Source organism: Plantactinospora sp. B5E13 (genome assembly GCF_039871775.1).
In the GTDB taxonomy this organism is placed as follows: domain Bacteria; phylum Actinomycetota; class Actinomycetes; order Mycobacteriales; family Micromonosporaceae; genus Plantactinospora.
The window spans coordinates 1-18,662 of the sequence record NZ_JBDPLT010000062.1 but is presented as its reverse complement, the minus strand read 5'-3'; the positions used below and the strand labels follow the sequence as shown (position 1 = coordinate 18,662).

The following is an 18,662-nucleotide window of genomic DNA, read 5'->3' as shown; positions in this document are numbered from 1 at the left end:
CTGCCCGCCTGGCGACGGGAGGGAGGCCGGTGATGGCGCCGCCGGTTACGGTGACGGTTCCGACAACACCCCGGTTCGGTCGGTTGGCCGGGAGTACCGGTGTCCTCGCCCTCGCCCTGTCGGTCGCCGCCGCCGCGCTGGTCGTACACCTGGTCACCGGCCGGTTCTGGGGTGATCTCGCGGTCTACCGGACCGGGGCGGCCGCCGCGGCGGCCGGGCACGGCGGGCTGTACGACGTGACCTTCCGGGGCGTCGACGGGGTCGCGCTCGGGTTCACCTATCCACCGTTCGCCGCACTGCTGTTCCAACCCCTGCGGTACGTCGACCTGCCGGTCGCGGTGGCGGTGTGGACCCTCGGCTCGGTGCTCGCCCTGCTCGCCACGATCGCGGTGACACTACGGGCGGCCGGGGTGCCGGCACGGCGACGTACCGTGCCGACGCTGCTGGCCGGGATCGCCGCGCTGCCGACGTTCCCGGTCGCCGGGCATCTGCAGGTCGGGCAGGTGGGCCTGTTCCTGATGGTGGCGGTGCTGTTCGACCTGACCGGTGGCCCGCGTCGACGCACGGCGGGGCTGGCGGTCGGGGTCGCCGCCGGAATCAAGCTGACCCCGCTCATCTTCGTGGTGTACCTGGTCGCCACCGGCCGGCTCCGGATGGCCGGGACGGCGGTGGGCGGCTTCCTCGGCACCGTCGCGCTCGGTTTTCTCTGGCGGCCGGCGGACTCGGTACGGTTCTGGGGCGGCACCCTGCTCGACGCCTCCCGGGTCACCGAGGATCCCCGGACGGTACTCAACCAGTCGCTCACCGGCGCCCTGGTCCGGCTCTCCGGCTCCACCGACCCGTGGTACGGCTGGCTGCCGGTCCTGCTGGTCGCGGTGGCGGGTATCGCGGTGGCCGTCCGGTGCGCCCGGGCCGGCGAGGAGCTGCTCGGTGTCCTGGCCTGCGCGACGACCGGCCTGCTGGTCTCCCCGGTCTCCTGGCACCACCACTGGGTCTGGTGGGTGCCGGTGCTGGTGCTGGTCGTCGTCGGCGCGTGGCGCTCCGGCGACCGGCGGGGGTACGTGCTGGCCGGCCTGCTCTGGTCCGGTCTGGTGCTGAGCACCGGCTGGGCCGTCGGGCACGACCCGCCGGGTCCGGTCTGGGACCTCGGGTACACCAACCTCTACGTCCTGCTTGGCCTGGCCCTGCTCGGCGGCCTTCCGCTGCGGCTGCGCCGACGAGCGGCGCGCGGCGCACCGCCGCCACCCGGGACGGCCCGTCCCGGGCCGCCGAACCGACCCGTCGGGGAGACACCGATGCCACCGAGAACCGATTCCCGTTCCGCCGCCGCGCCGGTTCCGGAGGTACCCGTCGTACCCGTGTCGGTGATCGTGCCGAACTACAACAAGGAGAAGACGCTGGCCGCGTGTCTGGCCGCCGTCCACGCGCAGACCGTGACGCCGGTCGAGGTGATCGTGGTCGACGACGCCAGCACCGACCGGTCCCGGGAGATCGTGGCCGGATTTCCCTGCCTCCTGGTGCCGTTCGACACCAACCGGGGAGTCTCCGCGGCCCGCAACGCCGGTGCGGCGCGGGCCACCGGCGAGGTGCTGTTCTTCGTCGACTCGGACATCGCGCTGGCCCCGGACGCCCTCGCCAACGCGCTGCGGGTGTTGCGGGAGCATCCCGACTGCGGGGTGGTGCAGGGCATCTACGACCTGCACCCGTTGTTTCCGGACGGCCCGGTCGAGGCGTACAAGACGCTCTTCGAGCACTTCTGGCGGCGGCGCGCCGCCGGGGAGACCTCGACGACGATGTTCGCGCTGACCGCGGTCCCCCGGGCCGTCTTCGACACCGTCGGCGGTTTCGACGAGGGCCTGCGGGACGCCGAGGACGTCGAGTTCGGCACCCGCCTGCCGGCGTCGTACACGATCCGGACGAGCGCCGAGATGGTCGGGCGGCACGACGACGTGGACCGGCTGTGGCCGTACCTGTCGGAACTGTTCCGGCGGGCCCGGACCTACGCCGGCGCGGTGGTGCTGGCCCGGTGGGCGCCGCCGGCCAACCCGCGGCCGGCGGCGGAGCGACGCCCGCCGCACCGGATCGACGTGGAGTCCCTGGTCGGGATGGCCGGCAGCGTGCTGGCGGTGGGCGCCCTGCCGCTGGTCGTGGCGGGTCGTTGGCTGTGGTCGGTGCCGCTCGGCCTGTTCGCCGTCTTCCTGGTCGCCGACCGGACGCTGCTGTGGTTCGCGCTGCGTCGCCGGGGGCCGCTCTTCCTGCTGTACGCGACGGTGCTGCGCTGGCTCACCCACCTGACCGAGTTCGTCGGGCTGCTGGTCGGGGTGGCTCGGGCGGCGACCGTCCGGCTCCGGTCGGCCGAGGCCCAGCCGGCGTCCCCGGGAGACCACCGGTGACCGGCCCGACCCGGGCGGCCGCCGAACCGGTCCCGGCCGCCGGGCCGGCAGCGTCGGCCGAACCTGTCCCGGCCGCCGGGCCGGCGCGGCGGGACTGGTGGCGGCTGGTCAACCAGGTCATCGCGGTCGTCTTCGTGGTCGCGTTGGCGGTCGGGCTGGTGCTGTTCGTCCGGGGCCAGGACTGGACGCCGGTCCGCGACCTGACCGCCCGGCTGGATCCGCCGCACGTCGCCGTGGTGCTGGTCGGCGCCCTGCTGATCAACGCGACCGGGCTGCTGCTCGGCGTCGTCTCCTGGTACGCCCTGTTCGTCGATCTCGGTGCGCCGGTCGGCCGGTGGACCGCCGCCCGGCTCTTCTTCGTCGGGTTCCTGGCCAAGTTCGTCCCGGGCCGGTTCGTCGCCCTGCCGGTGCTGCTTCGGATGGGTCGGGAGATCGAGGTCGGGCCGGTCCGGCTGGCCGGTGTCTTCCTGCTCAGCTGGGCGGTCGTCGCGCTCACCGGGATGACTGTCGCGCTGGCGGCCGGTCCGGCGCTGCTCGGCGGCGCCACCGGCTGGCTGGGGCTGGCCGTGGTGCCGCTGGTCGTCCTCTTCACCCGACCCGAGTTGCTCAACCGGCTGCTCGCCGGACTTGCCCGGCTGCTGCGGCGGTCACCGCCGTCGGTCACCGCGTCGCGGGTCGGGATCCGCCGGGCGATCACCACCCAGTCGCTCTCCTGGCTGGTCAGCGGGCACCACCTGTGGCTGCTCGCGGTCACCGCCGGGGCGCCGCCGGCCCGCTCCTACCTGGTCTGTGTCGCCGGCTTCGCCGCCGCCACCGTCGCCGGGCTGCTGGTCGTGGTCGCCCCGGACGGCCTCGGGGTACGGGAGGCGGTGCTGCTGGTCGGGCTGGCCACCGTGCTACCGGCCTCGGTCGCCACCCCGGTGGTGCTGGCCAGCCGGCTGGTCTGCGCGCTCAGTGAGGTCCTGGTCGGTGCGGGTGGGCTGGCCGTGGCGCAGTACCTGCACCGGCGCCGGTCCCGCCGTCCCGGAACCGACCCGGCCCCGGCCGGGTGAAACCACGATCGACCAGAGGAGGTCGGTGACGTCATGGCGAACACGCTCTTCCGTACGGTGGCCCGGCTGACCAGCTTTCCGGTCCGGGTGCTGATCCGTCCCCACCGCCGGCTGCACGCGGCCCTGTGGAACGTGCAGTACGCCCTCGGGCTCTGGCGGTACCTGGACGAGATGTCCGACGGCGCGATGCCGCTGTCCCTGATCGAGACCTGGGCCCGGCAGCCGGCGATCCTCGACCTGGGCTGCGGTACCAGCGCCAACCTGCCGCTGGACGCCGGCCGCTACCGGCACTACCACGGCGTCGACCTCAGCCAGCGGGCGATCGAGACCGCCCGGGCCCTCGGCCGGCCGAACACCTCGTTCGAGGTCGCCGACATCCGCAGCTACCGGAGCGCGCGGCGGTACGACGCGATCCTGCTCCGCGAGGTCATCTACTACCTGTCCCCGGCCGAGTCGGCGGCGCTGCTGCGTCGACTGCCGACGATGCTCACCGACCGGGGCCGGATCGTGGTGCAGATCTACGACGTGGCCCGGGCCGCCGCCTTCGTCGAGGTCATCCGCGACTGTGGGCTGCCGCTCGTCGCGGAGCTGCCGGTCCGGCTCGACGACGGCCCGGCCGGCGCGTTCTTCGTCCTGACCGGGCCGGTCCCGAGCGCGGTCAGACCGGAACCCGACGTTCCCACCACGGGCAGACGGTGACCGGTTCGCTGCGCAGCAGCCGGCGGTGCAGGTCCTGCAACCGGTGCCCCGGCTCGACCCCGAGCCGCTCGGTCAGGGTCATCCGAGCGTCCTCGAAGGCGGTGAGCGCCTCGGCCCGGCGGGAGGTCTGGCCGAGGACGATCAGCAGCAGCTCCCAGAGCCGTTCCCGCATCGGCTGGGCGGCGAGCATCCAGCGCAGTTCGGCGACCAGGTTCTCCACGTCGCCGAGCAGCAGTCGTACCCCGGTGGTCTCCTCGACCACGTCCTGCCGCAGCTCGGCCAGACGGATCCGTTCCGCCTCGGCCAGCGGGCCGGCCGCCTCCTGCAGGGCCAGACCGGACCAGCGGGCCAGCCCCTGCTGGAAGAAGTGCAGTGCGCGCGGCAGGTCACCCTGGGCGCGGGCGGCCCGGGCCACCCGCACGTCCCGCTCGAACAGCATGCTGTCGACCGCCTCGGCCGGAATGTCCAGGGTGTAGCCGGGGCGGGTCGACCGCAGCACCCGGGGCAGGGCCGGCGGTCGGGACCGGCGTGGGTGCGCGGGCGCTGCGGGCGGCCGTTCGAGGGCCCGGCGCAGTCGGCCGATGTAGGTGTGCACCATGTTCTCCACCGAGTCCGGGCGACGGCCGCTCCAGATCGCGTCCACGATCTGCGGCACCGACAACACCAGCCCGCTGCGCAGGGCCAGCACCGCGAGCACCTCACGTTGCCGCGGCGTGCCCAGATAGAGGGCGGTGTCACCACGGGTGGCCCGGATCGGGCCGAGCAGCAGGATCTTCAGGTCATCGTTCGCCATAGCGCTTCCCCCCAGAACATTCGGGCGGCGTTGCCCGGCTTCGCGTACCTTCCACAGCTGACCCCGTCATCCGCTCAGTCGCCGTCGCCGCCGGGGACGACGAACCGCAGGCCCCGGTCCAGCAGCCGGGGAAGCACCGTCGCCAGGGCGGCGACGGTCTGCGAGCGGTCACCGCCGCCGTCGTGGCAGAGCAGTACGTGACCCGCTCGGCTGCGGGACAGCCGTCGGGTGATCCGGTCGGTTCCGGGGCTGCGCCAGTCGCTGGGGTTGACCGTCCAGTCGACCGGCAGCAGGCCGAGGTCGCCGGTCGCCCGGAGCACCTTCGGCGACCAGTTGCCGCCCGGGGCGCGGAACAGCCGGGGTACCACCCCGGTCACCTCCTCGACGGTCCGCTGGGTCTCGACGATCTCGGCGCGTACCCGGGCCGGGGAGAGCGCGGCGAACGGCTGCGGATGCCACATCGAGTGGTTGCCCAGCCGGTGCCCCTCGGCCCGGATCCGCCGGGCCAGGTCGGGATGTTCCCGGACCCGGGCGCCGATCAGAAAGAAGGTGGCCGTGATCCGGTGTCGGCCGAGCAGGTCCAGGACCCGGGGAGTCCACTGCGGATCCGGTCCGTCGTCCACGGTCAGCGCCACACTGTGCCCGGGTACGCCGAAGACCGGCCACCGTCGACCGCCGAGCCCGGCCTGGCTGCGGAGGAACTGCTGGCCGCGTACCGCGAAGAGGAGGTGGTGCAGGAGTTGGGCGGAGAGGTACGACCAGGGGGTGTGGTCCGGGTCGGGTGCGCCGTTCATGACTTCGCCGGGGTGTCGACCGGGCGGGTCGGGCCGAAGTTCCGGTCGGTCAGGTGGCGTACCCCGCCGACGACCGCGCCAGCCACCACCGCCCACTGCACCAGCAGGTGCAACCCGTAGAAGAAGGGTACGAAGCCCGCTCCCCGGTGCCGGGCCACGAACCGCAGCAGGCCCGGGTCGGCGAGCACGAAGAGCCCGAGCAGGCCGAGTGGCACCAGCAGCAGCCCGGGGGTGAGCAGGACCAGCGGCAGGGTCGCCGGCAGCAGTGCGGCGGCGAGCAGTCCCAGGGGACTGTTGGCCCGCAACCCGGCCGGGCCGCGTTCCGCCAGGGCCACCGGAATCAGCAACTGGGAGCGGCTGAACTGTTTGCGCAGCAGTGGCCCGAGCCGATCGTCGTCGTCGTGCCGGCAGACCACCGTGTCGGTCAGTACGGTCGCGTACCGGTCCCCCATCCGGTCGCCGAGCTCGACGTCCTCGGAGGCGCGCAGGTTCTCGTCGAAGAGACCGACCCGGTCGAAGACCTCGCGGCGGATGAGACAGATCGCGAAGAGGGTGGTCCGGACCCGGCCGACGTTACGCAGCCGCCAGTGGTGGCCGTGCAGCAGCCGGTACGCCTCGACCGGGCCGTCGTCGAAGAGCGGCCGCAGCGAGTAGATCCCGTGCACGCAGGCGACGTCGGCGTGCTGACGCAGGACGGCGACGGCGTTGCCGAGCGCGTCCGGCTCGGGCGCGCAGTCGGAGTCGAGGAAGAACAGCAGGTCGCCGCCGCTGGCCCGGATTCCCCGGTTGCGGGTGGCGGCCGGCCCGGTGTTGTGGTCGGTGACCAGCAGTCGGCAGGGGAACTCGGCGGCGATCTCCCGGGTCCCGTCGGTGCTGGCGTCGTCGACGACGATCACCTCGGTGACCGGGTGTCGCTGCGCGTAGACGGCCTCCAGGCAGGCCCGCAGTGTTCTGGCACCGTTGTGCACCGGGATGATGACCGACACCGTCGGTGACATGTTGAGCACCCCAAGAAGAAAATTCGGCGCCAACTCAGGCATTGACGCATGGAGATCCAGCTCTGATGCGACCCAAGTTATCCACCCCGTTGTCCACTGGCAAGCGTTGCCTTACGTAGTCAAGGTTGCGTACAGCGTCGATCCAGAGAACATCCCGTACCAATCGATAGCGTCCACGGCATGCCCAATCTGGTCAGTCTGGAGGATTGCGAGCGCCTCACCGCCCGGGAGGTGCACGACCTCTATCGCCGTTACGTCAACGCGAGCCAGGTCGCCCTCATGACCTCGTTCGGCTTCGGCCGGGAATTGGTCGACCACGCGGAAGGCGCTTACCTGGTGTTGCGCGACGGCCGTCGAATCCTCGACCTCACCGGCGGGGTCGGCGTCCTCAACCACGGCCACAACCATCCCCGCATCCTCGCCGTCCGGGAGCGGTTCGCGCGACAGCGCCGGATGGAGGTGCACAAGACGTACTTCTCGCCCTATCTGGCGGCGCTCGGTCACAACCTGGCCCAACTGCTCCCCGCCGACCTGTCGATGTCCTTCCTGCCCAACTCGGGTGCCGAGGCGGTCGAGGGGGCGGTGAAGCTGGCCTTCAAGTACCACGGTGGACGCCGGCGGACCATCCTCCGGGCGGACCGCGGATTCCACGGGAAACTCCTGGGCTCGGGTGGCCTGACCGGACAACCCCAGTTCGAATTTCCTACCATTCCCGGCATCGTCCCGTTCACCTACGGCGATCTGGATTCCGTCGAGGCGGCGATCGCGGCACACCCGGACGACGTGTACGCGCTCATCGTCGAACCGTTCAGCGCCTCCACCATTCAGTGGTGCGACGAAGGTTTTCTCCGGGGCGTACGCGAGTTGTGCGACCGGCACGACATCGTGCTCATCTTCGACGAGATCTACACGGGCTGGGGTAAGACCGGCAGCCTGTTCTACTTCATGCGCTATCCGGGCCTGGTGCCGGACGTCCTTACCACATCCAAGTCCTTCGGGGGCGGAAAGTCATCGATTTCTGCATTCGTCGCCCGGGAACGGGTGTTCCGCAAGGCGTACGACAACCTGACCGACGCGCTGCTGCAGAGCACCAGCACCACGTACTACGGGATGGGCGAGGAGTGTGTCACCGCGCTCGAGGCGATCAACATCGTGGTGGAGGACGACTACCCGGGCCGGGCCCGGGAACTGGAACGGGTGCTGCAACCGGCGCTGGAACGGCTGGCCAAGGAGTTCCCGGACGCGGTGGGCCGGGTCGCCGGGGCCGGCGCGCTCTGGGGCGTGCAGATCGACGGCGGGCCCCGGATCCTCGACCTGGTGGCCCGGCTCGCCCCAGCCGGGATGGCCCGGGACCCGAGGTTCAAGGCGAAGCTGGTGACCTGCGCGGTGATCAACGCGCTCTACCAGGACCACGACATCTACACGTACTACACCCTCAACGGCCGCAACCCGCTGATCATCGGCCCGTCCCTGGTCACCGACCCGGCGGACGTGCAGCGGGCCACCGACGCGCTCGGCGAGGTGCTCGGCCACGGCCTCACCCGGCTAGTCACCCGGTTCGTCGCGCAGAAGGTGGGCTCGCTGTGGTGATCACCGTGACCGGCACCGCCGGCATGCTCGGCTCCCGGCTGGCCGACCGGCTCCGCGCCGACGGGCACGAGGTACGCGGGGTCGACCTGCGGGCCGAGCCGGGAGTCACCGAGGTCGGCGACATCCGCGACCCGGAGGTGATGGCCCGGGCCACCGACGGGGCGGACGTGCTGCTGCACTGCGCGGCGGCGCTGCCCAGCTATCCCGCCGCTGAGATCCGGTCGATCATCGTGGACGGCACCCGCACCGTGCTCGCCGCCGCCCGGCGGGCCCGGGTGGGCCGGGTGGTGCACATCTCCTCGACCGCGGTCTACGGGCTGCCCCGGCAGGTACCGACCCCGGAGGAACACCCCCGGGAACCGGTCGACACCTACAGCGCGGCCAAGGCCGCCGCCGAGGAACTCGTCGAACGGCACCGGGCCGACGGACTGCCGGTGGCGGTGCTGCGCCCCAAGACCTTCCTCGGCCCCGGTCGGATGGGGCTGTTCGCCATGCTCTTCGAGTGGGCCGAGGAGGGCCGGCACTTCCCGGTGCTCGGCGCCGGCGACGTCCGGATCCAGATGTTCGCCGTCGACGACCTGGTGGACGCGGTGCTGACCGTGCTGGCCGCCCCGGACGAGGTGGCGCTCGACACCTACAACCTCGGCGCGGAACGGTTCGGCACGCTGCGCGAGGACTTCCAGGCGGTGCTGGACGCCGCCGGGCACGGCAGACGGGTGGTCGGGCTGCCCGCCGGCCCGGCACTGGCGGTACTCAGCCTGGCCGAGAAGGCCCGGCTCTCACCGGTCTACGGCCGGCTGCTGCACAAGCTGCGGCACGACTCGTACGTCAGCGTGGACAAGGCCCGGGAACGGCTCGGGTTCACCCCGAAGTTCTCCAACCAGGACGCGATCCTGCGCACGTACGAGTGGTGGCGGGCCGAACGGACCGCGGCGTCGACCACCGGCACCCGCGGCGGGCCCACCGGCGGGCGGACCAGTCGGGACCCGTGGCGGCAGGGCGTGCTCTCGCTCGCCAAAATCTTCTTCTGAGCGGAGGCCGATGGTGACCGCCGTGGAGAGCACGGTCGACCGGACCGTACCGGCCATGACCGGCCGGATCGACGGGCCGGGGCGTCGGCGCGCCGGCCCGGTCCGACGCGCGGTCCGACTGGCCCGTCACCTGGCCGCGCTGGCGCGCCCCGGACACGCGGTCAAGAACCTGCTGGCGGTGCCGCTGGCGCTGGCCGACACCCCGCAGTGGACGGCCGCCGCGGTGACGCGGACCGGTTGGGCGGTGCTGGCCTTCACCCTCGGCGCCTCGATGATCTACGTGCTCAACGACATCGTGGACCGGCGGCTCGACCGGGCACACCCGGAAAAACGTCGTCGCCCGATCGCCGCCGGGCTAATCAGCGTCCCGGTCGCCGCACTGTTCGCCGCCGGATTGGCCGGTGCGCTGCTGACCGTGCTGCTCGCCGCGCCCGACCTCGACTGGTGGCCACTCGCCGGCTACCTCGGACTCTGTGTCGCGTACAGCCGGTGGCTCAAACACCTTCCGCTGCTGGACATCTGTGTGATCGCCGCCGGTTTTGTGCTCCGGGTGCTGCAGGGCTACGCGGCCACCGGGGCGACCGCCTCCGGCCTGCTGCTGACCGCCGTCTTCAGCGGCTGCCTGGTGCTGATCCTGGGCAAGCGGCGACACGAGCTGACCCTGGCCGGCGTCCCGCACCGGCCCGCGCTGGCCGGGTACACCGTGCAGTTGGCCGACCACCTGCTCAGCATGACCGCCGCGCTGGCCAGCATCAGTTTCCTGCTCTACCTGCACACCGACGCCCCACTCGGGGTGCACCGTCCGGCCGCGCTGGCGGTCGTGGTGCCGCTCGGGCTGCTCGCCGCGTTCCGCTACCTGCAGACCGTGCTGGTCGGCGGGGCGGGCGGCGACCCGATCCGGGCCGTCCTGCGCGACCGCATGATCGTGACCAGTGCGGTCCTCTGCGGGGCCGCCCTGACCGTGGCCCAGGTCGGGGCCCGGTATCCGAACCTGATGACCTGGATGGACAGATGAACTCACCACTCGTGTCGGTCATCGTGCCGAACTACAACTACGGCCGGGCACTCGGCCTCTGCCTGGAGTCGATCCGCCGGCAGACGTACCCGAACCTGGAGCTTCTGGTGGTGGACGACTGCAGCACCGACAACTCGGTCACGGTCGCCGAGTCGTACGGCGCGCGGGTGCTGCGTACCCCGGTCAACTCCGGACCGGCGGCGGCCCGCAACCTCGGCGCGGCGCACGCCGGCGGGGAGATCCTGTTCTTCGTCGACTCGGACGTGGCCGCGAAGCCGGACGCGGTCGCCAACGCGGTGGAACTGCTCACCGCCGACCCGGCGATCGGCGCGGTCTGCGGCAACTACGACCCGGTGCCACTGGTCCGGGACAGCCTGCTGGAGGAGTACCGCTGCCTGCAGCAGTCGTACTGGCTGATGGCGGACGAGGGGCGGATCATGACCCTCTACACGGCGCTGCTCGCCGTCCCGGCCCGGGTCTTCACCGAGATCGGGCCGTTCAACCCGAAGCTGCGGGAGACCGAGAACGCCGACTACGGGCTGCGGCTCGCCCAGCGTTACCAGATCTGGCTCTCGCCCCGGGTCCGCGGCGTGCACGACCACGACCACGAGCTCACCGTGCTGGTCCGCAAGGTCTTCACCCGGACCGCGCTGCACATCCCGATGTACGCCAACAAGCCGGAGTTCCCCGGCGGACTGCGCAGCGGTTCCCGGGCCTGGGTCAGTGTCGCCGCCCTGCTGGCCGTCCTGACCCTGGCCCTGCCGGTGCTGTTCGGGGCGGCCCTGCTGCTGGTGCCGCTCGCCGCCCTGGTCGCGTTCCTCCTCGGCGACCTGCCGATGTACCGGTTCGTGGCCCGGGAACGGGGGCCGTTCTTCCTCGGCTACTTCGCCGCCATGCACCTCTTCCTGAACCTGGTGATCGCCGTCGCGGCGCTCTGCGGGGTGTTCGCCTGGCTGACCTCCCGGCGGTTTCGTGGCCTCTACGACCGGACCGAGGTGGCGACCCGATGACCCCGGACCCCGGTCGGCCGCTCGTCTCCGTGATCGTGCCGAACTACAACTACGCCGAGTCGCTGGACCTGTGCCTGCGCTCGATCCTCGACCAGACGTACCCGAACCTCGAGATCCTGCTGGTGGACGACTGCAGCACCGACGGGTCGGTCGCGGTCGCCGAGGCCCTCGGCGTACGGGTGGTGAGCACCGGTGTCAACGGCGGCTGCGGACGGGCCCGCAACATCGGTGCCGCGCGCAGCGCCGGGGAGCTGCTCTGCTACGTCGACTCCGATCTGGTGCTCGCCCCCGACGCGGTCGCCAACGCGGTGGAGCTGCTGGTCGGCGACCCGGCCATCGGCGCGGTCTGCGGGATCGAGGACCCCGAGCCGCTGCTGCACGACACGGCGGTGGCCCGGTACCGTGGCCTGCAGTACCACTACTGGTCGATCAGCGCGGAGGGCGACGTGTCGTTCCTCTTCCCCGCCGTGTGCCTGATCCGGCGGACCGTCTTCGAGGAGGTCGGCCCGTTCAACCCGGCGCTGCGGCACACCGAGGAGGTCGACTACGGCTACCGGTTGACCCGGCGCTACCGGCTGGTGCTCACCTCCCGGGTACGCGGCCGGCACGACCACGACCACGAGCTGCGCGGCCTGCTGCGCAAACTGTTCCACCGGGGGCGGCTGCGAATCCCGCTCTACGCCCGAGCCCGCCGGTTCGGGCAGGGCTTCGAGACCGCGTCCCGGGCCTGGGGCAGCCTCGCCGCGTTCGGGGTACTGCCGGCGCTGGCCGCGCCGCTGCTGCTCGGCCCGTGGGGGGTGCTGCTGCCGGCCGCCCTGCTCGGCGTCTCCCTGGCGTGTGACGCCGGCATGTACGCGTTCGTCCGCCGCCGGCACGGCGTACCGTTCCTGGTCTTCTTCGCCGGCCTGCACTTCCTGGTCAACGTGACGATCACCGCCGGGGTGGCCACCGGCGCCCTGCAGTGGCTCGCCTCGGGCACCTTCCGCCGGCTCTACGACGCCTCCTTCCCGGTCGACCACCCGCCGCTGCGGGGGACGGCGTGACCGTCTTCCCCCCGTCCGTCACCGGCGCCCCGGCACCCCCGGACACCGGGGCCCTCAAGGCGCGCGGAGCCGGACGGCGGCGTTGGCGCCGGGGTGCCGGCGGGCCGGACGGCGGGCCCCGGCGGGCCGGCGGGCGGGGCGGGGCGAGGCGGCGCGGCTGGCGGTGGTGGCTCTACACCGCCCTGGTCGGCGCCGCCGCACTCTGGCTCGGCTTCACCGTCGCGCACCTGGCGCTCAGCGGGCAGTGGTGGCTCTGGCTGGCGGTCGACGCGATCCCACCCCTCGCCTTCCTGGCGGTGCCGGTGACGCTGGCGGTCGGCGCCGCGCCCTGCCGGCGGTCGCGGTGGCCGGTCGCGCTGCTCGCGGTGGCCGCGCTGCTGCTCGGCGCGGACCGCTCCGGGGTCAACGTCCGGGCGTTCGCCGGCGGGGACGGTCCGGCGCCGCCGGACGCGGTCCGGGTTTTCACCTGGAACACCGGCTACTGGGACGAGGGCGGGCAGACCGAGTCGATGTACCGGGTGCTGCGCGACGCGGACGCGGACGTCTACCTGCTGCAGGAGTACTGGTACGCCCAGACGCCGGGACCGACCGCGGCCGCCCTGGACCGGTTGCGTGCCGAGTTTCCCGACTTCCACCTCGTGGTCGTCGGTGAACTGGTCACCCTCTCCCGCTTCCCGATACTGCGCCGGCTGCCGCTGGAGGCGTCGGACCTGCCGCCGGTCGTGGCCGGGGCGGGTGAGCAGTGGCGGTACAAGGTGCTCCGGACCGACCTGGACGTGGGGGCGGGTCGGGTGCTGTCGACGTACAACCTGCACCTGCCGGTGCAGCTCTCCCCCGACCACAGCCCGTTCGGTGCGGAGTTCTACCGGGTCATCCGGGAGCAGCACGCCCAACGGGAGCCGCAGTGGCGGGCGCTGGCCCGGGACGTGCCGACGAACCCGCACCCGGTGCTGGTCGCCGGTGACCTGAACACCAGCCCGGCCATGGGTGACCTGGCGAAGCTGCCCGACGGGCTGCGCGACGCCGGCTACGCGTCACGCTCGCTCACCCCGGCGACCTGGTCCGACACGCCGGGCTGGCCGCGCTGGTGGCGGCTCGACTGGGCGCTGGTCTCGTCCGGGGTACGGGTGCACTCCTACCGGTTCGGTGAGAGCACCCGGGGCGCCTCCGACCACCGCGGCCAGCACCTGGTGGTATCGCTGCGCTGAGCCGACGGTCCCGGTCCCGGGATCGTCGAAACAGCCGCTCCCGCCGTCACCCCGGTGGTACGACTGAGCCGGGGAGTGTGGGCCGGCGAACGGGACGGGCGGATGGTGGTCGACGATGACGTCCCGGTCGCCGGTTCGAAGCGGCTGAGGCGGACCACATACGTCGAACTCTTCTTCGACCTGGTCTACATCTTCATCTTCTTCCGGCTGGCCCGTAGCCTCGCCGACGACCTCACCTGGCTCGGGGCGTACCAGGCGCTGATCCTGCTGCTGGCCGTCTGGTGGGTGTGGGCGTACACCAACCTGCTCACCGACACCATGGACTCGCAGCGACTGCCGCTGCAGTTCCTGGTCATGGCCTCGACGTTCGCCGCGTTGCTGCTGTCGACGGCGATACCCGAGGCGTTCGAGGACCGGGCGCACATGTTCGCGGTCACCTACGTCGCGATCAACCTGCTCCGCAGCGGTTCCGGCGCCATCGCGCTACGGAGGCAGCCGTTGGGCCGTCGTCCGCTGCGTGGCTTCCTCTGGTTCGCCTTCTCGGCGGTGTTCTGGCTGGCGGGGATGCTGGTCGAGGAGGATGCGCGACTGGTGCTCTGGGGGGTGGCGATCCTGGTCGACTACGTCGCCGCCTTCGCCGGTTGGCCGGTACCCGGGCTCGGTCGCGCCAGGTCCGTGGAGTGGAACCTGGCCGGCCGGCACATCGCGGAACGGTACCGGCAGTTCACCATCATCGCCCTCGGTGAGACGATCGCCGCGACCGGCCGGACGTTCCACGAGAGCGACCTGAGTCCGGTCCGGGGTGTCGCCTTCACGGTGGCGTTCGTGACGAGCGTGCTGCTGTACTGGATCTACTTCCACCGCACCCGGGAACGCCTCGGTCCCCCCTTCTCCGGCCGGCCGTCCGGCGAAACCAGGCCGGCCGGCTTCGCCCACCTGGTGATGGTGGCCGGAGTCGTCATGATCACCGTGGCGAACGAACTGATGATCAAAGATCCGACCCGTCCGGCGCCGGCAGCCTGGGTCACGGTCATCGTCGGCGGACCGGCGCTCTTCCTGGTCGGGCACGCCATCCTGGGCCGACGGGCCTTCGCCCGGGTCACCCAACCGCGACTGATCGGCGCCGGCCTGCTGGTCGCCGCCGGCCCCGCGCTGGTCTCGCTGCCGGCGCTGGCGGTGACCGGTGTGGTGGTGGTCGTACTGCTGGCCGTCGTCACCGTCGAACTCGCGATGCCGCCGAACTGAGGACCTGTCCGGTGGGTGCCGGACCGGGATCGACCTCGAACGGGATCCCGCCGGTGGTGCCCGGGGTCGGCAACCTCGGTGTGGCTGCCGGCCAGTGCGGCGTACGTCCCCGGGCCGGGGCGGCTCCAGCGCCGTCCCCAGCCCGAAGGACCTCGTTCAGACGCGGCCGGCCAGGGCGGCCACGTAGCCGACGGAGACCTCCGGGTCACCGGCCGACGGCTCGGTCACCGCCAGCCCCGGACGCACCTCGGCGCCGAGTTCGGCGAGCAGCCCCCGCAGGTGCCGTTCCGACTGCGCGGCCTGCTGCGCGGTGGCCCCCACGGTGACCGGGACGCCGACCACCCCGGCGAGACCCTGGTGCGGCAACCGGTCCACGAACACCTTCAACACACCGGTGTAGCTGCCCTTGTAGGTCGGCGTGCCGACCACCAGCACCCGGGCGGACCGGACAGTCGCCAACCCGCCGGCCACCCGAACGTCGTCGTGGACGAGCAGTTGCGCCCCGTACTCCGCGAGGTCGACCACGGTCGGCGGCGCGGCGCCGTCCCGGTGGGCGATGTCCGCGCCCACCCGGACGGCCAGGGTACGGGTCCGCGACCCGGCCCGCGGGTTGCCGGAGAGAACCACGACCCCGCTCATTGTCAGCTCCCCGCCTTCTCCGCCCACGTTGCCTCCGCCCGGGTGACGGTGTCCGGGCTCCCACGCCGCCGGTACTCCGACGGCTCGGGCGCCTCGCCGGTACTCCGACGGGTGGTCACCGGGCCGTCCTCCGCCGCCGCGCCGGGTCAGTCAGCGAGGGTGGCTGGTATCCCGCGTCCGCCGGGTTGAGGGTGGTGCCGGGCGGCACGATCTGGTCGATCCGGTCCAGCACGTCCCGGGACAGCCTGACCTTGACCGCACCGAGCTGGGACTCCAACTGTTCCACCGTGCGGGGACCGATGATCGCCGAGGTGACCGCCGGATGTTCCAGGACAAAGGCGATGGCCAGGTGGATCAGCGACAGCCCGGCGTCGGCGACGAGCGTGGCCAGTTCCTGCACCGCCTCGAGCTTGCGCCGGTTCTCCGGCAGCCGGGGGTCGAACCGGGCCGGGAAGCGTTCCGCCCGCCGGGAGATCGGTCCGGCCAGGTCCCGGTGGTAGCCGCCGGCCAGCCAGCCGCCGGCCAGCGGACTCCACGGGATGACCGCCAGGCCGTGACGCTGGGCCACCGGCAGCACCTCCCGCTCGATCCCCCGGGCCAGGATCGAGTACGGCGGCTGCTCGCTGACCACCCGCTCCCTGCCCCGACGCTCGGCGATCCACTGCCCCTCCACGATCGCCGACGGCTCGAAGGTGGAGGTGCCGATATAGCGGATCTTGCCCTGGTGCACCAGGTCGCTGAGGGCGCCGAGGGTCTCGTCGAAGTCGGTTTCCGGCTCCGGCCGGTGCACCTGGTAGAGGTCGATCCAGTCAGTGCGCAGCCGGCGCAGGCTCTGCTCCACCTCCCGGACGATCCAGCGGCGCGAGTTGCCCCGGTGATGCGGGCTGTCCCCGATCTGGCCATGGAACTTGGTGGCCAGGAACACCTCGTCGCGCCGGCCGCCGTCGAGGGCCTTGCCGACGATCTCCTCCGACTCGCCCTGGGAGTAGACGTCGGCGGTGTCGATCGCGGTGACGCCCTCGTCGAGGGCGCGGTGGATGATCCGGAGACAGTCCTCGTGGTCCGGGTTGCCCCGCCGGCCGAAGTTCATCGCACCCAGGGTCAGCGGACTGAGCAGGACCCCGGTACGACCGAACGGTCGGAGGTCGGTCATGTCGTCTCCCTAGTGGACGGCCGGCACGGCGGCGGTGGACCTGGACTGGTTGGCCGGCCGGGGCAGGCCGTAGTGGTCGCGCAGGGTCGTACCGGTGTATTCGGTGCAGAACAGGCCGCGGGGCTGCAGAATCGGCACCACGTGGTCGACGAACGCGACCAACCCGGAGGGCAGCACCGGCGGCATGATGTTGAACCCGTCGGCGGCACCCAGGTTCCACCACTCCTCGATGGCGTCGGCCACCGGTTCCGGGGTGCCGGCGAAGGTACGGTGTCCGCGCCCGCCACCGAGCCGGCCCATCAGCTGACGGACGGTCAGCCGCTCCCGGCGGGCCAGGTCGACGATCAGGGTGCGCCGGCTCTTCGCCACCTCGATCTGGTCCTCGTCGGGCAGCTCCGCCGGCAGTTCCCGATCGAGCTGCAGGACGTCCGGCGGCACGCCGAGGGTGGTGGCGAGCTGACGGAGGGCGTACTCCGGTCTGATCAGCCGTTCCAGCTCGTCCTCGAGCGCCCGGGCCTGCGCCTCGGTCGCGCCGAGCACCGGCACGACCCCGGGCAGGATCTTGATCCCGTCCGGGTCCCGGCCGACCGCCGCGGTCCGGGCCTTCAGGTCGGTGTAGAACGCCTGCGCCTCGACCAGGGTCTGCTGGGCGGTGAAGACCGCTTCGGCGTAGCGGGCGGCGAGTTCCTTGCCGTCCTCCGACGAGCCGGCCTGGACCAGCAGCGGATGCCCCTGCGGCGACCGGGCACGTTGAGCGCGCCGGCGACCCGGAAGAACCGTCCTCCGTAGCGGCGGTCACGGATATGTCGCGGCACGCCCGTAGGAATAACAGAACGGTCAGTCAACCACCTATTAACATCCGCCCCCTGCACGGTTCTCCGGCGGCGACGACCCGTCCGACGGACATCCGGCGACGGGCTTCCCGCCCGGGAGTCGGTATCCGCCGGACGGCCCCGGTCGCCACGTCCGCGTGAGTCCGGCGGCGCCTGCCGCGCCGCCCCGACGGCATGCCACGCGCCCGGCGGTGGCCGCCGTGCGCGATCCCAGGGAGCCGTGTACAGTAGTCCCCCGTGCGGCCCTGCAGGCGCCGACCGGGTGAGATCATCAACCGGTCGATCAGGTAGGGTTGCGGAGCAAGTCCGGGTGGCGGAATGGCAGACGCGCTAGCTTGAGGTGCTAGTGCCCGTATAGGGCGTGGGGGTTCAAGTCCCCCCTCGGACACGTACAGTTACCCCACAGTAATCAGCGTCGGGCTTCGCCTCGACGCTGATTTTGTTTTTACCGGGGTCGTAGGTGAGGGCGAGCCGTAGCTCGCGGTAGACATTGCTTTTGTCTTTACTGTCGGCGTCTCGCAGGGTGTTGCGGATGTCCTCGAAGCTGCCGACGAGGCGTCGGATGTCGTCCTCGGCGAGGCGACGGGGAGCCGGTTCTCGTGCTGCTTTGTCGCGTCGGGCGAGGGCGGCTGCGCGTTGGGCGTTGACCTCGGCCATCCAGGCGGCGACGGTGGCGGGATCGCCTCCGGCGTCCGCGATGGCCCGGTACTGGACGAGTTTGGCGTCGCACGCAGCGATGATCTTGTTCACGGCGGCGATCTCCGGCGCGACGCCGGCGCCGGGTCCGGCCTCGGGTTGGGCGGCGTGGAGCCGGCGGAGCGTATCGGTCAGCCGGTGCGGGGCGAACGCCTTGAGGAGCCAGTTGTCGAGGGCGGGGACGATGTCTCGTTCCGCGACATAGACGTTGCGGGGGTGCTGGACGTGGTTGGCGAGGGCGTACTCGTTGGGGTACCGGCACCGATAGTAAGCGGCCTCATGTGCCTGGTGGCTCTGCATCTTGCGTCCGCACAGTCCGCAGAGCATGAGTCCGCGAAGGACGTAGTGTCGCGTAATTGAGATCGTTTACTTGTCGTTGTTGGTGAGGAGTTTGCGGACCTCGGTGTGGACCCAGCGGACCTTGGCCAGGATCTCGCTGGGGGTCGCGGTCCAGACGAACGGTTTCGCGT

Annotated in this window: 17 protein-coding genes and 1 tRNA gene; 11 read left to right on the top strand and 7 right to left on the bottom strand. The window is 71.9% G+C overall.

Features of this window, described 5'->3' with window-relative positions; genetic code table 11:
- The first annotated feature begins 32 nt into the window (after nt 1–32).
- From ABGB05_RS33435 to ABGB05_RS33425, 3 genes are read left to right on the top strand one after another with little or no spacing between them, the layout of a single operon-like run.
- Nucleotides 33–2,393, top strand: coding sequence for a glycosyltransferase 87 family protein (locus ABGB05_RS33435; RefSeq protein WP_347657960.1), 2,361 nt, complete (start codon nt 33–35; stop codon nt 2,391–2,393).
- The gene (locus ABGB05_RS33430; RefSeq protein WP_347657959.1) at nt 2,390–3,445 is read left to right on the top strand and encodes a lysylphosphatidylglycerol synthase domain-containing protein; all 1,056 of its coding nucleotides are present in this window, start codon (nt 2,390–2,392) and stop codon (nt 3,443–3,445) included. The genes ABGB05_RS33435 and ABGB05_RS33430 overlap by 4 nt, the downstream gene beginning before the upstream one ends.
- Before the next feature lie 33 nt (nt 3,446–3,478).
- A complete protein-coding gene (locus ABGB05_RS33425) occupies nt 3,479–4,144 on the top strand; it encodes a class I SAM-dependent methyltransferase (RefSeq protein WP_347657958.1) in 666 nt (221 codons plus the stop codon).
- Here the strand turns inward: ABGB05_RS33425 and ABGB05_RS33420 are convergent.
- The 3 genes from ABGB05_RS33420 to ABGB05_RS33410 all read right to left on the bottom strand — a co-directional run bounded on the left by ABGB05_RS33420 (nt 4,104) and on the right by ABGB05_RS33410 (nt 6,729).
- On the bottom strand, nt 4,104–4,937 hold the full coding sequence (locus ABGB05_RS33420; protein ID WP_347657957.1) for an AfsR/SARP family transcriptional regulator: 834 nt from the start codon (nt 4,935–4,937) through the stop codon (nt 4,104–4,106). The two genes, ABGB05_RS33425 and ABGB05_RS33420, sit on opposite strands and share 41 nt — an antisense overlap.
- Before the next feature lie 74 nt (nt 4,938–5,011).
- Entirely contained in the window at nt 5,012–5,731 is a 720-nt protein-coding gene (locus ABGB05_RS33415) for a polysaccharide deacetylase family protein (RefSeq protein WP_347657956.1), read from the bottom strand.
- Nucleotides 5,728–6,729, bottom strand: coding sequence for a glycosyltransferase (locus ABGB05_RS33410; protein ID WP_347657955.1), 1,002 nt, complete (start codon nt 6,727–6,729; stop codon nt 5,728–5,730). The genes ABGB05_RS33415 and ABGB05_RS33410 overlap by 4 nt, the downstream gene beginning before the upstream one ends.
- 279 nt (nt 6,730–7,008) lie before the next feature.
- Here ABGB05_RS33410 and ABGB05_RS33405 point away from each other — a divergent pair, with 279 nt between their 5' ends.
- From ABGB05_RS33405 to ABGB05_RS33375, 7 genes are read left to right on the top strand one after another with little or no spacing between them, the layout of a single operon-like run.
- Nucleotides 7,009–8,319: an aspartate aminotransferase family protein gene (locus ABGB05_RS33405; protein WP_347657986.1), complete on the top strand. Its 1,311-nt coding sequence runs from the start codon at nt 7,009–7,011 to the stop codon at nt 8,317–8,319.
- Nucleotides 8,313–9,350: an NAD-dependent epimerase/dehydratase family protein gene (locus ABGB05_RS33400; RefSeq protein ID WP_347657954.1), complete on the top strand. Its 1,038-nt coding sequence runs from the start codon at nt 8,313–8,315 to the stop codon at nt 9,348–9,350. Before ABGB05_RS33405 ends, ABGB05_RS33400 begins: the two co-directional genes overlap by 7 nt.
- A gap of 10 nt (nt 9,351–9,360) precedes the next feature.
- Nucleotides 9,361–10,365: a UbiA prenyltransferase family protein gene (locus ABGB05_RS33395; RefSeq protein WP_347657953.1), complete on the top strand. Its 1,005-nt coding sequence runs from the start codon at nt 9,361–9,363 to the stop codon at nt 10,363–10,365.
- The gene (locus tag ABGB05_RS33390) at nt 10,362–11,375 is read left to right on the top strand and encodes a glycosyltransferase (protein WP_347657952.1); all 1,014 of its coding nucleotides are present in this window, start codon (nt 10,362–10,364) and stop codon (nt 11,373–11,375) included. The genes ABGB05_RS33395 and ABGB05_RS33390 overlap by 4 nt, the downstream gene beginning before the upstream one ends.
- Nucleotides 11,372–12,418, top strand: a complete 1,047-nt coding sequence (locus ABGB05_RS33385) for a glycosyltransferase family A protein (RefSeq protein ID WP_347657951.1) — start codon at nt 11,372–11,374, stop codon at nt 12,416–12,418. Before ABGB05_RS33390 ends, ABGB05_RS33385 begins: the two co-directional genes overlap by 4 nt.
- A complete protein-coding gene (locus ABGB05_RS33380; protein ID WP_347657950.1) occupies nt 12,415–13,626 on the top strand; it encodes an endonuclease/exonuclease/phosphatase family protein in 1,212 nt (403 codons plus the stop codon). Before ABGB05_RS33385 ends, ABGB05_RS33380 begins: the two co-directional genes overlap by 4 nt.
- Before the next feature lie 54 nt (nt 13,627–13,680).
- Nucleotides 13,681–14,871, top strand: a complete 1,191-nt coding sequence (locus tag ABGB05_RS33375; RefSeq protein ID WP_347657949.1) for a low temperature requirement protein A — start codon at nt 13,681–13,683, stop codon at nt 14,869–14,871.
- Between the two features lie 156 nt (nt 14,872–15,027).
- Here ABGB05_RS33375 and ABGB05_RS33370 read toward each other — a convergent pair whose 3' ends face one another.
- The 3 genes from ABGB05_RS33370 to ABGB05_RS33360 form a co-directional block, all read right to left on the bottom strand.
- Nucleotides 15,028–15,510: an NAD(P)H-dependent oxidoreductase gene (locus ABGB05_RS33370; RefSeq protein WP_347657948.1), complete on the bottom strand. Its 483-nt coding sequence runs from the start codon at nt 15,508–15,510 to the stop codon at nt 15,028–15,030.
- A 115-nt stretch (nt 15,511–15,625) separates the two neighbouring features.
- On the bottom strand, nt 15,626–16,663 hold the full coding sequence (locus ABGB05_RS33365) for an aldo/keto reductase (protein ID WP_347657947.1): 1,038 nt from the start codon (nt 16,661–16,663) through the stop codon (nt 15,626–15,628).
- A 9-nt stretch (nt 16,664–16,672) separates the two neighbouring features.
- On the bottom strand, nt 16,673–17,383 hold the full coding sequence (locus ABGB05_RS33360) for an LLM class flavin-dependent oxidoreductase (RefSeq protein WP_347657985.1): 711 nt from the start codon (nt 17,381–17,383) through the stop codon (nt 16,673–16,675).
- A gap of 417 nt (nt 17,384–17,800) precedes the next feature.
- Between ABGB05_RS33360 and ABGB05_RS33355 the strand changes: the two genes are divergently transcribed.
- Nucleotides 17,801–17,884: transfer RNA gene (locus tag ABGB05_RS33355), tRNA-Leu, on the top strand.
- Here the strand turns inward: ABGB05_RS33355 and ABGB05_RS33350 are convergent.
- On the bottom strand, nt 17,866–18,492 hold the full coding sequence (locus ABGB05_RS33350) for a hypothetical protein (protein ID WP_347657946.1): 627 nt from the start codon (nt 18,490–18,492) through the stop codon (nt 17,866–17,868). The two genes, ABGB05_RS33355 and ABGB05_RS33350, sit on opposite strands and share 19 nt — an antisense overlap.
- Between the last annotated feature and the right edge of the window lie 170 nt (nt 18,493–18,662).

What these genes read in the sequence shown, in the direction of transcription:
- ABGB05_RS33420 (WP_347657957.1), bottom strand. Translation starts at nt 4,937, where the DNA reads ATGGCGAACGATGACCTGAAGATCCTGCTGCTCGGCCCGATCCGGGCC.
- ABGB05_RS33410 (WP_347657955.1), bottom strand. Translation starts at nt 6,729, where the DNA reads ATGTCACCGACGGTGTCGGTCATCATCCCGGTGCACAACGGTGCCAGA.
- ABGB05_RS33405 (WP_347657986.1), top strand. Translation starts at nt 7,009, where the DNA reads ATGACCTCGTTCGGCTTCGGCCGGGAATTGGTCGACCACGCGGAAGGC.
- ABGB05_RS33435 (WP_347657960.1), top strand. Translation starts at nt 33, where the DNA reads ATGGCGCCGCCGGTTACGGTGACGGTTCCGACAACACCCCGGTTCGGT.
- ABGB05_RS33385 (WP_347657951.1), top strand. Translation starts at nt 11,372, where the DNA reads ATGACCCCGGACCCCGGTCGGCCGCTCGTCTCCGTGATCGTGCCGAAC.
- ABGB05_RS33370 (WP_347657948.1), bottom strand. Translation starts at nt 15,510, where the DNA reads ATGAGCGGGGTCGTGGTTCTCTCCGGCAACCCGCGGGCCGGGTCGCGG.
- ABGB05_RS33350 (WP_347657946.1), bottom strand. Translation starts at nt 18,492, where the DNA reads ATGCAGAGCCACCAGGCACATGAGGCCGCTTACTATCGGTGCCGGTAC.
- ABGB05_RS33365 (WP_347657947.1), bottom strand. Translation starts at nt 16,663, where the DNA reads ATGACCGACCTCCGACCGTTCGGTCGTACCGGGGTCCTGCTCAGTCCG.
- ABGB05_RS33390 (WP_347657952.1), top strand. Translation starts at nt 10,362, where the DNA reads ATGAACTCACCACTCGTGTCGGTCATCGTGCCGAACTACAACTACGGC.
- ABGB05_RS33425 (WP_347657958.1), top strand. Translation starts at nt 3,479, where the DNA reads ATGGCGAACACGCTCTTCCGTACGGTGGCCCGGCTGACCAGCTTTCCG.
- ABGB05_RS33395 (WP_347657953.1), top strand. Translation starts at nt 9,361, where the DNA reads ATGGTGACCGCCGTGGAGAGCACGGTCGACCGGACCGTACCGGCCATG.
- ABGB05_RS33415 (WP_347657956.1), bottom strand. Translation starts at nt 5,731, where the DNA reads ATGAACGGCGCACCCGACCCGGACCACACCCCCTGGTCGTACCTCTCC.